Raw genomic sequence first — 14,153 nt, 5'->3', positions numbered from 1 at the left:
CTATGGCTTTCCACGAGGTCCGGTTTCCGGACAACATCAGCCGGGGCGCGCGGGGCGGCCCCGAGCGGCGCACCCAGATCGTCGAACTGGCGAGCGGGGCAGAGGAACGCAATGCCAGCTGGGCCAACAGCCGCCGCCGCTATGATGTCGCCTACGGCATCCGCCGCGCCGATGATCTGGCGGCGGTCGTCGCCTTCTTCGAGGCCCGCAACGGCCGCCTACACGGCTTCCGTTTCAAGGATTGGGCCGACTTCAAGTCCTGCCTGCCATCGCAGATGCCCGACCCGACCGACCAGCCCATCGGGACCGGGAACGGGGCGGCCACCCTTTTCCAGCTGACCAAACGCTACACCTCCGGCGCGCAGTCCTGGACGCGGGCGATCACCAAGCCCGTCGCCGGGACGGTGACCATCGCCCTGAACGGCACGCCGCAAGCCTCCGGCTGGTCGGTCTCCACGACCACCGGCCTCGTTACCTTCACCACGGCCCCCGTCGCAGGCGTCGACATCACCGCGGGCTTCGAGTTCGACGTCCCCGTCCGCTTCGACACGGATGCTCTCGACGTCACCCTCGACCTCGAACGCCTCGGCTCGATCACCTCGATCCCTCTCGTGGAAATCCGCACATGAACGACGAATCCTTCTGGTCCCACCTTTGGCGCGAGATCGCCGCCTCGACGGCGCTGATGCTGGCCTTCTGGGGCGCGCTGGGCGGTGCCACCAATGCCCTGACCACCCGGATGGCGCTGCGCGAAGCCCTGCGCCATGTCCTGCTCGGCGGGTTGATCGCCGCAGGGATGGGCAGTTTTTCCATCGTGATCGTGGCGGGCTGGCTCGGTCTGCCCGATGGCGCCGTCGCCGCGGGCGGGGCGGTCGGCTCGGCCGCCTACCTGGTCGGCGTCTTCGGCGCCGCCTTCATCGAACTGATCCTCGCGAGGCTCCGCCGCGCCGGGAAGGATGACGCCGATGCATGAGATCCTTCGCCTTGCCCGCTCGCTGCGCTGCGATCCTGCCGACCCCGGTCAGGCCTTTGCGCACCGGCTGCGCATCGGCCTCGCGGTCGCCATCCTGATCCTTATCCTCTCAACCCTCGGGTAATCCCATGCAAACCTCTGATCGTGGGCTCTTGGCCCTGATCCGGCACGAAGGCGTCGTGCCCGGACCCTATCTCGACGTGAAGGACGTCTGGACCTTCGGCATCGGTCACACCGTCGCCGCCGGTCCGCCCGATCCGGCACGGTTGCCGCATGGGATGCCCGCCAATCTCGATGCCGGGATCCGCGAGGCGTTCCGCATCTTCCGCACCGACCTCGCCGCCTACGAGGCCGAGGTGTTGCGCGCCGTAAAGGTGCCGCTCGCGCCCCACGAGTTCGATGCGCTGGTGTCCTTCCACTACAATACCGGCGGCATCGCCAAGGCGGCGCTGACACGGCACCTGAACGCGGGCAACCGGGCAGCAGCGGCGGCGGCATTCATGGGCTGGCTGCGCCCTGCGGCCATCCGGTCCCGACGCGAGGCCGAGCGCGATCTCTTCGCCAAGGGCCGCTATCCGGCCGGTACCATCCCGGTCTGGTCGGTCGACCGCAACGGCCGGGTCGATTTCTCGCGGCCGATCCGGCGGCTCAGCGAGACCGAGGCGCTGGCACTGCTGCGCCCGCTGCTCAATCCACCCTCAACCCCTATGTCACCTGCCCCTTCCACGGCCGCCACCAGCACCGCGCCCGTGCAGGCGGCGCCGAGCCTGACCAGCCGCATTTTCACCTTCCTCAAGACCCTGATCGGAGCATGACCATGAACTGGACCCTCGCACGTGGCCTCGTCTATCTGGCCTGCCTTGCCGCCTCCGGCCTCGCTGTGGCAGGGCTGGCAGATTTCGACCTCGCAACCGGCACGCTCGATATTCGCCCCTTCAATCTCTATGCCCTGACCGGCGCGACCGGAGGTGTCGTGTCTTCGCTCCTGGCCTCCGTGGCCCTGCTGCGCGGCTGGGGGCGGAAGTGAAATCCCTTCCGCCCGCGGTGCAAGCCCATCTTGACGAGGGCACGACCACGCTTGCCTGGTGCTGGCGCATCACCCGGTCCGATGGTGTGACCTTCGGCTTCACCGACCACGACCGGACGCTGTCGTTCGACGGGACCGAGTTCGAACCGGAAAGCGGGCTGACCGCCTCAGAGGTCCGGTCGGGATCGGACCTCTCCGTCGATGCGCAGGATGCCCAAGGGGTACTGTCGTCGGACCGGATCACCGAGACCGACATCCTCGATGGCCGATGGGACAATGCGTCGGTCGAGGTCTGGCGGGTGAATTGGTCGGCACCGGCGCAGCGCGTGCTGCTGCGCCGCGGTGCCATCGGCCAGATCCGGCGCGGGCGGCTCGCCTTCGTGGCGGAGGTGCGGTCGTTGGCCCATGTCCTTGGCCAGACCGTGGGACGGACGTTTCAGGCGAGTTGCGATGCCGCGCTGGGCGATGTGCGTTGCGGCATGAATCTCGAGGCATCGGCCTTCAAGGGCAGCGGTACCGTCATTGACGTGCTGCGTGATCGGGCCTTAACCGGTTCCGGCCTCGGCAGCTTCGCGGCGGGCTGGTTCGCCTTCGGGCTTGTCGAATGGACCAGCGGCGCGAATGCAGGGCGGCGGGTCGAGGTGCTGTCGCATGACCTCGTCGACGGGGTGGCGATCCTGACCCTGCTGGAAGCGCCTGTGCGGCCGATTGCGACAACAGACGCGTTCGTGGTCCGGGCGGGCTGCGACAAGCGGATCGCGACCTGCAGCGGGAAGTTCGCCAACATAGCCAACTTCCGTGGGTTCCCGCACATCCCCGGGCAAGACGCAGTCCTGCGCTATGCGACGAAGGACGGCGGCCACGAGGGGGCGGTCCTGTGACCGCGACAGCCCTGACGGCCGATCCCGCTCTTGTCATCGCCGCTGCCCGATCCTGGCTCGGCACGCCCTATCACGACCAGGCCAGCCTGCGCGGGGTCGGTTGCGATTGCCTCGGCCTCGCGCGTGGCGTCTGGCGCGAAGTCATCGGCCCGGAGCCGTTCCCGATCCCGCCCTACAGCCGGGATTGGGGCGAGACCGGGCCGCGCGAGGTGCTGGCCGATGGGGCGCGCGCGATGATGCCCGAGATCGCACCGGCCGATGCGCCACCCAGCGCGCTGATCCTGTTCCGCATGATGCCCCGCGCCATCGCCAAGCATGTGGGCATCCTCACCGGCCCCGACACCTTTTTGCACGCTTACGAGCGGCTCGGCGTCATCGAGGAACTGCTGACCCCCGCGTGGCGCCGCCGCATCGCCTTCGCCTTCCTGTTTCCCGCACGTTGACCCCTACAATCTCGAGATTTGCAGATGGCCACGCTTGTCCTCGGCGCTGTCGGCTCCGCCATCGGCGGGGCCTTTGGCGGCGCGATCCTCGGCTTTTCTGGCGCCGCCATCGGCGGTTTCATCGGCTCCACCATCGGATCGGTGGTCGACAGCTGGATCGTGTCCTCGCTGGCGCCTGCCCAGAAGATCGAGGGGCAGCGCCTCGACAGCCTGCGCATCACCTCGGCGACGGAGGGTGCGATCATCCCGCGCCTCTACGGCCGCATGCGCATCGGCGGCAACATCATATGGGCCACGGATTTCCGCGAGGAGACGAAGACCACCACACAGGGCGGCGGCAAGGGCGGCGGCGGCGGGCGGGTCCAGACGACCGAGTACCTCTACTACGCCAGCTTCGCGGTGGCGCTTTGCGAGGGTCCGATTACAGGCATCGGTCGCATCTGGGCCGACGGCAAGCCGCTCGACATGACCGGCATCACCTGGCGCTGGTATCGAGGCGACGAGGCCCAGACGGCCGACCCGTTCATCGCGGCGAAGATGGGCGCAGCCAATACGCCCGCCTACCGCGGCACGGCCTACGTAGTCTTCGAGGAACTGCCGCTCTCGACCTACGGCAACCGCCTGCCGCAACTGTCCTTCGAGGTGTTCCGGCCGCTGGCCGACCCGGACACGGCCGAGGGTCTGGTCAAGGCGGTGACCATGATCCCGGCCTCGGGGGAGTTCACCTATGCCACGGAGGCTGTCCGCAAGACAGTCGGGGCCACGACCACGGTGTTCGGCCAGACGACCGGCGGCACCACCTCGGCCGAGAACCTGAACGCGCTGCCCGACGAGGTTGATATCGTCGTGGCCCTCGATCGGCTGCAGGCCATGGCCCCTGCCGTCGAAAGCGTCAGCCTGGTCGTCGCCTGGTTCGGCAATGACCTGCGTGCGGGCAACTGCAGCATCAAGCCGGGCGTCGAAGTGGCGACGAAGGTCACCAGCCCGAAGGTGTGGACGGTCAACGGCGTGGCACGGGCGAATGCCCATCTCGTCAGCCGCGATGCCGAGGATCGTCCGGTCTATGGCGGCACACCTGCGGATTTCGCTGTGGTGCAGGCGATCCGCGAGATGAAGGCGCGCGGGCTGCGGGTGACGTTCTATCCGTTCCTGTTGATGGACGTTCCGCCCGGCAACACCCTGCCGAACCCCTATTCTACCAACGCCGCCACGCCGGGCCAGCCTTCCTTCCCCTGGCGGGGCCGGATCACCTGTTCCCCGGCGGCAGGCTTTGCCGGGACGGCCGACAAGACCACCGCTGCAGCGACGCAGGTTTCCAGCTTCTTCGGCGCAGCCACCCCGGCGCAGTTCGCAGTTTCGGGCGACAACGTGACCTGGATCGGCCCCTCGGGCAACTGGGGCCTGCGCCGGATGATCCTGCACTACGCCCATCTCTGCGCTGTGGCGGGCGGTGTCGATGCCTTCCTGATCGGGACCGAGATGCGCGGGCTGACCACGATCCGCTCCAGCGCCAGCGCCTATCCGGCCGTCACCGCGTTCAAGGCGCTGGCGGCGGATGTGAAGTCGATCCTCGGGCCGGGCACCAAGGTCGGCTACGCCTCGGACTGGTCGGAGTATTTTGGGCATCAACCGGGCGATGGCAGCGGCGATGTCTATTTCCACCTCGACCCGCTCTGGTCGGATGCCAACATCGATTTCATTGGCATCGACAATTACATGCCGCTCTCCGACTGGCGCGACGGGTTCGACCATGCCGATGCGCTGCAAGGCTGGCCCGCGATCCATGACCGGGGCTACCTGCAGGCCAACATTGCAGGCGGCGAGGGCTTCGACTGGTTCTATGCCAGCGCGGCGGATCGATCGGCACAGATCCGCACCCCGATCACAGATGGCAGCGCGGGCAAGCCTTGGGTCTTCCGCTACAAGGATCTGCGCGCCTGGTGGTCGAACCCGCATTTCAACCGGCCGGGTGGGGTCGAGATCGGCACGCCGACCGCATGGGTGCCGCAATCAAAGCCCGTCTGGTTCACGGAACTGGGCTGCCCCGCAATCGACCGGGGCACAAACCAGCCGAACGTCTTCTTCGACCCGAAGTCGTCGGAGAGCTTCACGCCCTACTTCTCGCGCGGCTGGCGGGATGACGCGATCCAGCGTGCCTACCTCGAGGCCAGCTATCTCTGGTGGGGTCAGGACGCGAACAACCCGCCCTCACCCGTCTACGGCGGCCGGATGGTGCATGTGCCGGAATGTGCCGCCTGGACCTGGGATGCGCGGCCCTATCCGTTCTTTCCGGAACTTACCGGGGTCTGGACGGACGGCCCGAATTGGCGCCTTGGCCACTGGCTGACCGGCAGGCTGGGCGCGGTGTCGCTGGCCGCGCTCGTGCGCCACCTCTGCCTGCGCGCTGGACTGGCGGAAGACCTCATCGATGGTTCCGGTCTCTGGGGCGCGGTCGAGGGTTATGTGATCGGCGCGCTGGAAAGCCCGCGCGCATCGATTTCCACCTTGGCACGGCATTTCGGCTTCGATGCCATCGAGACGGAGGGCGTGATCCGCTTCGTCATGCGCGGGCGGGCCTCGGTTGCGACGCTCACCATCGACGATCTTGTCGCCTCTCGCGAGGGCGAGGCCTTCGAGCTGACCCGTGGCCAGGAGACGGAACTGCCCCAGGCCCTGAAGTGGCAGGTCGCTCGGGCGGATGAGGATTATGACGCAGCGCTTGTCGAGGCCCGCCGCATCACAGTCGACACCACCCGCATCGCCTCCGAGTCCTTCCCCATCGCAATCCCGCCCGAGGAGGCGGAACGCCGCTGCCGTCGCGCGCTGATGGAAGCCTGGATCGGCCGCGAGAGCGCGACCTTCCGCCTGCCGCCGTCTCGCCTGGCCCTCGACCCTGCCGACGTGATCCGGCTGGCCCATGACGGCCGCGAGGTCGAGTTCCGGCTGGTGTCGGTGGCCGATGCCGAGGCACGAGGGATCGAGGCTGTCCGCCAGGACAGGGCCGCCTACGATCTGCCGCCCGGCGATCCCCGCCCGGCCTCGCTCGCCAGCCCCGTCGTGTTCGGCACGCCCGAGGTGGTGATGCTGGACCTGCCCCAGATCAGCGAGGACCAGCCCGCCCATCGCCCCCTGATCGCTGCCCATGCCAGCCCCTGGCCGGGCGAGATCGCCGTCTTCCGCAGCGCCTCGACCGATGGCTTCAACCTCCTGACCACTTTCGGCAGTTGGGCCCGGATCGGCACTCTGGCCCTCGACTTCTTTCCCGGGCCATCCTCCCGCTTCGATCTGGGCAACGCGCTGATCGTCGATCTCCTGTCCGGTACGCTGGAAAGCGTGACCGACGTCGCGCTGTTCGGCGGGGCGAATGCGCTGGCGGTCGAGACAGCGGCGGGCCTTTGGGAAATCGTCCAGGCGGGCGCGGCTGAACTCATCGCCCCGGGCCGCTACCGCCTGACCCGCCTCCTGCGAGGCCAGCGTGGGACGGAACATGCGATGGGCAACCCGGCCCCGGCAGGGGCGCGGGTCGTTGTGCTGGACACGACATTGGCCTCGCTACCCATCGCCGAGGCCGATCTCGGTCTGCCATGGAACTGGCGGGTCGGCCCGGCTGCGCGAGCGGTCAGCGACGCGAGCTACGCCGCGCTGGGCTTCACCCCCACTGGCCGGGGGCTTGTCCCCTTCGCCCCGGTCCAGATCGAACAGCCGTGGCGAACGGCCCGCAGCCCTGGCGATCTGACCATCCGCTGGACGCGCCGCTCCCGCGCGCTGGTCGCCGATGCCTGGGAACAGGTCGAGGTGCCATTGGCCGAAGACTTCGAAAGGTACGATGTGCAGATCCTCGACGGGACGACCATCAAGCGCACCCTGACCAGCTCCACGACCTCCGTCCTCTACACCGCCGCCCAGCAGACCACTGATTGGGGTGCTCCGCTCGGGCCCGGCCAGACGCTGGCGATCCGCATCTACCAGCTCTCGAACCGCCTCGGCCGCGGCACGCCCGCGGCCGTGACCCTCCAGTTCTGACGGAATTTCCCATGTCCGACACCACGACCCATCTGGGCCTGCCCTACCTTCTGGCGGCGCAGGCGCAGAAGCATGTCACCCACAACGAGGCCCTGCGGCTGCTCGATGCCATGGTGCAGCTCTCGGTCCTCGACCGCACGCGCACCGCGCCCCCGGCCAGCCCGGCGGACGGCAATCGCTATCTTGTGGCCCCGGGCGCCACCGGCCTCTGGGCGGGATGGGATCTGAACATCGCCTTCTGGGTCGATGGCGCTTGGATCCGCCTCGTCCCGCGCACCGGCTGGCTGGTGTGGGTCGCAGCCGAGGGCCTGTTCCTCGTCTGGAGCGGCAGCGTCTGGGAGGTCGTGGGCGAGCCGCGCGACGTCTCGGACGCGGTCTTCAGCCTGGTGAACGATGCGGACCCGACAAAGAAGGCCACCTTCTCCCTCGCAGGAATCAGCGCAGGCACAACGCGCAGCTTCACCCTGCCGAATACCTCGTCGGAACTGGCGATCCTTGCAGGCACCCAGACCTTCACCGGTAGCAAGACCTTCTCGGGAACGCTGACCGCTTCGGGCACGGTTACGGTCTCGGCGGCGTCGGCCAGTATTGGGACGGCGACGACGACCGCCACCTACGGTATGGGCACCGGCGCCACGACGACCGGCGTCACCAAGACCGTGAACATCGGCACCGGCGGCGCCTCCGGATCGACCACGGTCGTGAACATCGGCTCTGCGACGGCTGGCGCGGGCGGCACGACGGTGGTGAACACGCCCACGGTCACCTTCGCCAATGCCGTCACGCAGGTCGGCATGCCGCAGGCGAACCTTACCGCGCAACTCTTGGGCCTCGGCGGGGCGACGGCCGACAGCTACAACCGGCTGTCGGTCAACACGCCTGCGGTCCTCCTGAACAATGCAGGCGCGGGGATCGAGGCGACAGTGAACAAGGCGGCCCCGGCGAACGATGCGGCCTTCGCCTTCAAGACCGGTTTCTCCGCCCGCGCCCTCATCGGGTTGCTCGGCAACGACGACTTCAGCTTCAAGGTCAGCCCGGACGGGTCGGCCTTCTATGACGCGCTCCGCATCGACCGGACCAACGGCCAGGTGGAACTGCCGCAGCCGACGGTGTTGCCCGGCCTCAGCGCCGCGCCGCCCCCGCCGCCCGCGGGGAAGGCGGCCGTCTACGCCCGCAACCGGGCGGGGGCCCCGTGGATCGACGTGATGCGCCCCTCCGGCCGGGACTTCCCCCTGCAGCCGCATTTCGGGGTGAACCGGATCGCGACCTGGTCGCCGTCGGTCAGCACCACGATCACAACGGAAGGCATGCCGATCACCTCGGTCGGCACCGTCTCACACCCGACCCTCGCCGCCACGAACCTGGCCGCCAGCATGCGGCGCTGGCGTCTGACCTCCGCGGCAGTTGTGGATTCTGCAGCAGACCAGCGATCGGCAGGCTGGGCCTGCTGGCGCGGCAATGCCGCAGGCCTCGGCGGCTGGACCTTTGTGACGCGGATTTCGTTGACCACGCTGCAGGCGACCGGCATGGGCTTCTTCGGGCTTTACGGATCGACGGCCGCGCTCGCCACCACGCTGACGCTGGCCGCGGCCATCAACTGCATCGGGGTCGGCTTCCAGCGCGGGACGCACACCCGTTGGCAGCTGGTCGCGAACGATGGCACCGGGGCGCCGACGCTGACCGACATGGGCGCGTCCTTCGCCATCGCCACGGGCGGCGTGCTGACCCTGTTCATCGCCGCACCGCCAAACGGCAGTTCCGTCTGGGTGCGGGTGGTGGACGAGGTCTCCGGCGCGATTTTCGAACAGGAGATCACCGCTGACCTGCCTGCCACCACGCAATTCCTGTCGCCGCGGTTGTTCCTGAACACCGGCGCAACGGCGGCGGCGGTCGCTTATGACTGCGCCGGGGTTTATCTGGAGACGGATTTCTGATCAGGCTTCATAGGAAACCAACGCGTGTGAAGCCCGGGCCGAGCGACATCAACGGGAAGCGCCGAACGCCTCGACCATGGCGCATCGCCCGGCCCGGATCACAGGTTCACGGTTTCAAAGAGCGGCAGGGATTCGCTGCGGCGGAATGGTGGCACAGCTAAGCGGCATCTGTCCCCTGCGGCGATGGGCACAATTGTGCAACTTGGATCAAGCCCTGGTTCGGCGTCGTGATTTGGTGATCGTCGGCCGGTCACCACCTGAAATTTTCGCTTTCCCGGTACATGTCGGGTAGCGGACGCAGCCAAGGAACTTGCCAAAAGTGCCGCTTCGTTCGACCAGCCAGCCATCCTCGCACTCCGGGCAAGTCGGATAACTGGCACCACACCCGCAGCGAACCTCGCTCGTCCCCTCGGCAAGGCGTGGCAGTGCTGCGCTGCACGACGGGCAGGCGGGCAGCAGGTTTCCGCAGTGCTGGACGTGCTCGCATCGATACCAGATGCGGCCATCCTGCCCGGTCACGCCCAGCAATCGCCCACCGCATTCGCCACAGACGTGGGCCTCTGTTTCAGCTCCGGGGGCTGTCGATATCCCGTAGGCGGGATCTTTGCGAAGCTCGGTCACGAAGGACGAAGGACGGGCATTCGAGGCAAGGATCGTCAGGGTATGGCGAGCCCGCGTCATCGCCACATACATGACGCGCCGCTCTTCAGCGTTCTGGAACGCCTCCTCCTCGGGCGAGACCAGAGACAGGAGGGGGTCGTCGACGATCTCTGACGGGAACCCCATGCGCCCGCTGTCGGCGTTCAGCAGGATGACATGGTCAGCCTCAAGACCCTTCGAGGCATGGATGGTCTTGAAGCTGATCTTCAGCCGCGGGAACCGGCGGCGGAGACCCGGCATGTCCGGCTCGGTGAAGCGATAGCGACCAAGAAGCAGGACCGTCGCGGGCTTTGCCTCCGGCGCCATCGCGGCTGACAGGGCGCCGAGCAGCTCGTTCAGCTTCCCCTCATCCTCGCCCTTGGACACGGAGACGACCCTGATTGCCGGTTCGGTCGCAGTCCCGGCCGGGACGATCTTCTTGTCGATCTGGGCGGGGTTCCGCAAAACGAATGTTCGGGCGGCAAAGGCGATGTGGTCGACCGACCGGAAGGTGCGGCCGAGGTCGACGGTCCTGTGCACGCCAGCCTCGCCGTCGAAGCTGCCGCCGAACTCCCGCCCGAAATGGCGCATTAGGTGGATGTCGGATCCGGCGAAGCGGAAGATCGACTGCCAGTCGTCACCCACGGCAAAGACGCGCACATCGGGATGCTGCGCCTTCAGCGCCTTCACCAGCCTTGCGCGGCTTTGCGAGATGTCCTGGAACTCGTCGACCAGGATGTGACGGAACGGGCTGACATAGCGGCCGTCCTCTGCATAGAGCGCGGCGCGCAGGATCATGTCCTCGAAGTCGATCCGGCCCTCCAGACGCTTTTGATATTCCTCGAAGACCGGCGCGAAGACATCGAGGAACGCCCGGGCGCGTTTCCCCAGCTTCATCCGATCTGACTTGGTCTGGCAGTCCTGCAGGCTGTAGCCGCCGCTCTTGAATTTGCGCAGGAAGGTTCCGAGCAGCTTGGAAAAGTCATCGACCTGCTTCAGCTCGACGATCCGGTCATAGATTGTGTCGACGGGCCGGGGGGTCTGGGTGACATGCGGCGCCAGCTTTTCGGCGAGGCCGGTCAGCAGGCGGCCCTCCTGCCGCTCATAGCTGAAGGTCTCGATCAGGGTGGTCTGATGCTCAGCGTGGACCTTCCGCTTCCAGTCCATGCCCGCCAGGTATTCGTCGCGGTCCACGAAGGGCGCCGTGACCAGCCGTTCGCTACCGTCCCGCGCCTTCTCACGCCGCACTCCGAAATGCTCGATGTAGATGCCGCTTTCGGTCAGGCGGAAATCGGGCTGGTAATCGCGCCTGCCGATCTCGGAAACCTTGTGTTCGTAGAGGGGCTCGTACTCGTACTCGACGCCGTTTTCGTAAAGCCAGTTGGCGATCCGCAGTTCTTCGTAGCTCTTGACCTTTTCGCCCTGCAGCGTCCGCAGGTCTTGGCTTTCCATGTGGGTGTAGAAGTCATGCTTGGTCTTGAAGTCCCATTCCGTCTTGGGCTCTACAAGGAAATGCGCGAAGAACTGGATGATCGCCTTCGACACCTCTGACAGACGGTAGACCAGGTCCTTCAGGATCTGCTTGATCAGGTTGGAGAAGGCGGTGTCGTCGGTGGCATGATCCGCCAAGGCGGGCTTGGACCCTTCGACGATCCCGATGATGTCGTAGGCAATCGCGTGGAAGGTCCGCGCGACGATGGGTACGCCAGATCGGGCCTCGACCCGTTCCGACATTTCCTCAGCCGCATTCTTCGCGAAGGCCAGAAGCAGGATTTCGTCCGGCTGGCGGATGCCCGCCTTGACCAGATAGGCCGCCTTTGCGGTGATGACGCTGGTCTTCCCCGATCCCGCACCGGCGAGAACCAGCGTCGCATCCTCATCGACGACAACCGAAAGGCGCTGTTCCGGCGTCAGCGGCTTGCTCTCGATGGTGTCGAAGAAATCCTTCCAGCGGTCCAGTTCGGCCGTGACGAAGGCGGTGATGGCATTCGCCCGCGCCGTTCGCGGGTCGGCGACGAATTTCCGGACAGGTGCGATGCGCGCGACGACCTCGGGGCCGATGGCATCGGCATTCAGCTTCGACAGAAGCGATGCATCCAGAGCCTTGGCGTCATCCATGAGCGGCGCGATCTTGCACGCCGAGGGATATTGCGGCGGTGCCGCTAGTCCAAGCACCCCGGCAAGAACCCTGTTCAGCCGCGCCGCTTCCTTCTCAAGGGCTACGAGATTGACGCGCGTCCAGGCCTCCTTGACCTCTTCCGCGAACTCCCTCGCTGCGACGTGCCCCGCCCCCTTCAGCGTGACAATGTTATGCTCCTGCGAGTTTATGGTCAGCGCAGTTCCGAGCATCCCTTTCCGGAGAGCTGGTGCATGGGTCAGCGCCTGCAGTGACACGGTCGCAACCTGACCGCCTCGCGTAATCCTGATGTGATCCCCGTCTAGCGCCATGGCACGAGCAGACATCCCAAAGGGATCAATCAGGAAACCAAGCAAAGGGCGTTGTTGCAGTCGAATCAATGAACTGGGCCTCGTCGTCGCGCCCTGTCAGCTTGTGCTGCGACCGGCTTGAACTGCAACTGGCGAGTGCACAGGCCGTGGTTGGGAGTTCTACAGCTTCATTGGCCGACAATCGACGAAACCACGCGTTCGTGTCGTGCGTGCTTTGATTTCAGCCCGCTAGCAGCAACAGCCGTTGATGACAGTTTGAACCTGTATTCTGACGCCAAAGGATTTTGAGATGCGCAGCGTGGCGTCAGATCCGAGACCTATCGATGTCGTGCGGAATTAGCTCCCACATTCTCCGCATGTCTTGCGGTGTTTTTCTTGCGCTTGCGGAGAATGCTGCGCACAATCGCCGCATCTAGCGCGGAGAATATGGTGTACATCTGGGAGCAACCAGACTGGCCGAAGCTGAACTGGCAGGATGGCAGCATCGCCGCGCCCCTGGCTGCAGTGCGTCACAACCAGGGCCGACTGATCGGCCGGATGGAGGCGCTGGGCTTCAAGCTGCGCGAGGAGGCGGTCCTGCAGACCCTCACGCAGGATGTTGTCAAGACAAGCGAGATCGAGGGCGAGCAGCTGGATGCCACTCAGGTGCGGTCATCCCTCGCGCGACGGCTTGGCATCGACATTGGCGCCCTGCCTCCGACCGATCGCAATGTGGAGGGCATCGTCGAGGTGATGCTGGACGCGACGCGGAACTATCAGGCCGCGCTCACCGCCGAGCGCCTTTTCGGATGGCATGCGGCTTTGTTCCCCACCGGCCGCAGCGGCATGACGAAGATCATCGTCGGGGACTGGCGCGATGACAGTACCGGCCCGATGCAGGTTGTGTCGGGGCCCTACGGCCGGGAGAAGGTTCACTACTCGGCCCCGCCAGCACCGCGCGTCGCGGAGGAAATGGAAGCCTTCCTCGCATGGTTCAACGCGCCCTTGGCCACCGACCCTGTGATCAAGGCGGCGCTGGCGCATCTGTGGTTTGTGACGATCCACCCATTCGAGGACGGCAACGGCCGCATCGCCCGCGCCATCGCTGACCTGGCGCTTGCCCGGTCGGAGGGGAGCTCGCAGCGGTTCTACAGTATGTCCGCGCAGATCAGGACCGAGCGGAACGCGTACTACGACCAGCTTGAGCGCACCCAGAAGGGCGGCACGGACGTCACGGCGTGGATTTTGTGGTTCCTCGACTGCCTCGGCCGAGCCATCCACGGCGCAGATGGCGTCTTGGCGGCGGTCGTTGCCAAGGGGCAGTTCTGGGAACGCACTGCAGCACTGGCGCTGAACGAACGCCAGATCAAGGTACTGAACCGCTTGCTTGATGGGTTCGAGGGAAAGATGACCTCTTCGAAGTGGGCCATCATCGCCAAGTGCTCACAGGACACCGCGAACCGCGACATCGCGGCGCTGCTCGAGCTCGGCCTGCTCCGGAAGGGCGAAGGCGGCGGCCGCAGCACGCACTATGAGTTGGTGCTGTGAGTGTACTTTCGACGATTATCCGCACCGTCGATGGGGGGCTCGCAAAACGTTGACCAGGTGTTGACAAGAAATCCAAAAGCAAAAACCCGACGGTTTACGTCGGGTTCTAAGCATCTGATATCTTTTTATTTTTTGGTTGCGGGGATAGGATTTGAACCTATGACCTTCAGGTTATGAGCCTGACGAGCTACCGGGCTGCTCCACCCCGCGTTGATTTATGTTTGGTTGTTTTGTTTTGTACGTTTTTGAGAGGTATCG

The 14,153-nt window shown here is 66.1% G+C and carries 11 protein-coding genes and 1 tRNA gene; 10 read left to right on the top strand and 2 right to left on the bottom strand.

Annotated features, from left to right (window positions below):
• The first annotated feature begins 2 nt into the window (after nt 1-2).
• From CRO07_RS13410 to CRO07_RS13375, 9 genes are read left to right on the top strand one after another with little or no spacing between them, the layout of a single operon-like run.
• Nucleotides 3-629 carry a DUF2460 domain-containing protein gene (locus CRO07_RS13410; protein ID WP_097031197.1) on the top strand — a complete coding sequence of 209 codons (627 nt, stop codon included), beginning with the start codon at nt 3-5 and terminating at the stop codon, nt 627-629.
• On the top strand, nt 626-973 hold the full coding sequence (locus tag CRO07_RS13405; RefSeq protein WP_097031196.1) for a hypothetical protein: 348 nt from the start codon (nt 626-628) through the stop codon (nt 971-973). Before CRO07_RS13410 ends, CRO07_RS13405 begins: the two co-directional genes overlap by 4 nt.
• Complete coding sequence (locus CRO07_RS19345) at nt 966-1,097, top strand: hypothetical protein (protein WP_268876256.1); 132 nt, start codon at nt 966-968, stop codon at nt 1,095-1,097. Before CRO07_RS13405 ends, CRO07_RS19345 begins: the two co-directional genes overlap by 8 nt.
• A gap of 28 nt (nt 1,098-1,125) precedes the next feature.
• Nucleotides 1,126-1,788 carry a lysozyme gene (locus tag CRO07_RS13400; protein WP_235841005.1) on the top strand — a complete coding sequence of 221 codons (663 nt, stop codon included), beginning with the start codon at nt 1,126-1,128 and terminating at the stop codon, nt 1,786-1,788.
• Nucleotides 1,789-1,790: 2 nt separating this feature from the next.
• Nucleotides 1,791-2,000, top strand: coding sequence for a hypothetical protein (locus CRO07_RS13395; RefSeq protein ID WP_068766065.1), 210 nt, complete (start codon nt 1,791-1,793; stop codon nt 1,998-2,000).
• On the top strand, nt 1,997-2,881 hold the full coding sequence (locus CRO07_RS13390) for a DUF2163 domain-containing protein (protein ID WP_097031194.1): 885 nt from the start codon (nt 1,997-1,999) through the stop codon (nt 2,879-2,881). The genes CRO07_RS13395 and CRO07_RS13390 overlap by 4 nt, the downstream gene beginning before the upstream one ends.
• The gene (locus CRO07_RS13385) at nt 2,878-3,324 is read left to right on the top strand and encodes a C40 family peptidase (protein WP_176504573.1); all 447 of its coding nucleotides are present in this window, start codon (nt 2,878-2,880) and stop codon (nt 3,322-3,324) included. Before CRO07_RS13390 ends, CRO07_RS13385 begins: the two co-directional genes overlap by 4 nt.
• 24 nt (nt 3,325-3,348) lie before the next feature.
• Complete coding sequence (locus CRO07_RS13380) at nt 3,349-7,347, top strand: baseplate multidomain protein megatron (RefSeq protein WP_097031193.1); 3,999 nt, start codon at nt 3,349-3,351, stop codon at nt 7,345-7,347.
• An 11-nt stretch (nt 7,348-7,358) separates the two neighbouring features.
• Complete coding sequence (locus CRO07_RS13375; protein WP_097031192.1) at nt 7,359-9,281, top strand: DUF2793 domain-containing protein; 1,923 nt, start codon at nt 7,359-7,361, stop codon at nt 9,279-9,281.
• A 207-nt stretch (nt 9,282-9,488) separates the two neighbouring features.
• Here the strand turns inward: CRO07_RS13375 and CRO07_RS13370 are convergent, their stop codons facing one another.
• Nucleotides 9,489-12,368 (bottom strand): UvrD-helicase domain-containing protein, encoded by a 2,880-nt coding sequence (locus CRO07_RS13370; protein WP_204840018.1) that lies wholly within the window; start codon nt 12,366-12,368, stop codon nt 9,489-9,491.
• 426 nt (nt 12,369-12,794) lie between these two features.
• Between CRO07_RS13370 and CRO07_RS13365 the strand changes: the two genes are divergently transcribed.
• A complete protein-coding gene (locus tag CRO07_RS13365) occupies nt 12,795-13,895 on the top strand; it encodes a Fic family protein (protein WP_176504572.1) in 1,101 nt (366 codons plus the stop codon).
• Nucleotides 13,896-14,028: 133 nt separating this feature from the next.
• Here the strand turns inward: CRO07_RS13365 and CRO07_RS13360 are convergent.
• Nucleotides 14,029-14,105 (bottom strand) — tRNA-Met (locus tag CRO07_RS13360).
• Between the last annotated feature and the right edge of the window lie 48 nt (nt 14,106-14,153).

It is taken from the genome of Cereibacter ovatus (assembly GCF_900207575.1).
GTDB lineage: Bacteria > Pseudomonadota > Alphaproteobacteria > Rhodobacterales > Rhodobacteraceae > Cereibacter_A > Cereibacter_A ovatus.
This window is presented reverse-complemented; position numbering and strand designations above follow the sequence as displayed.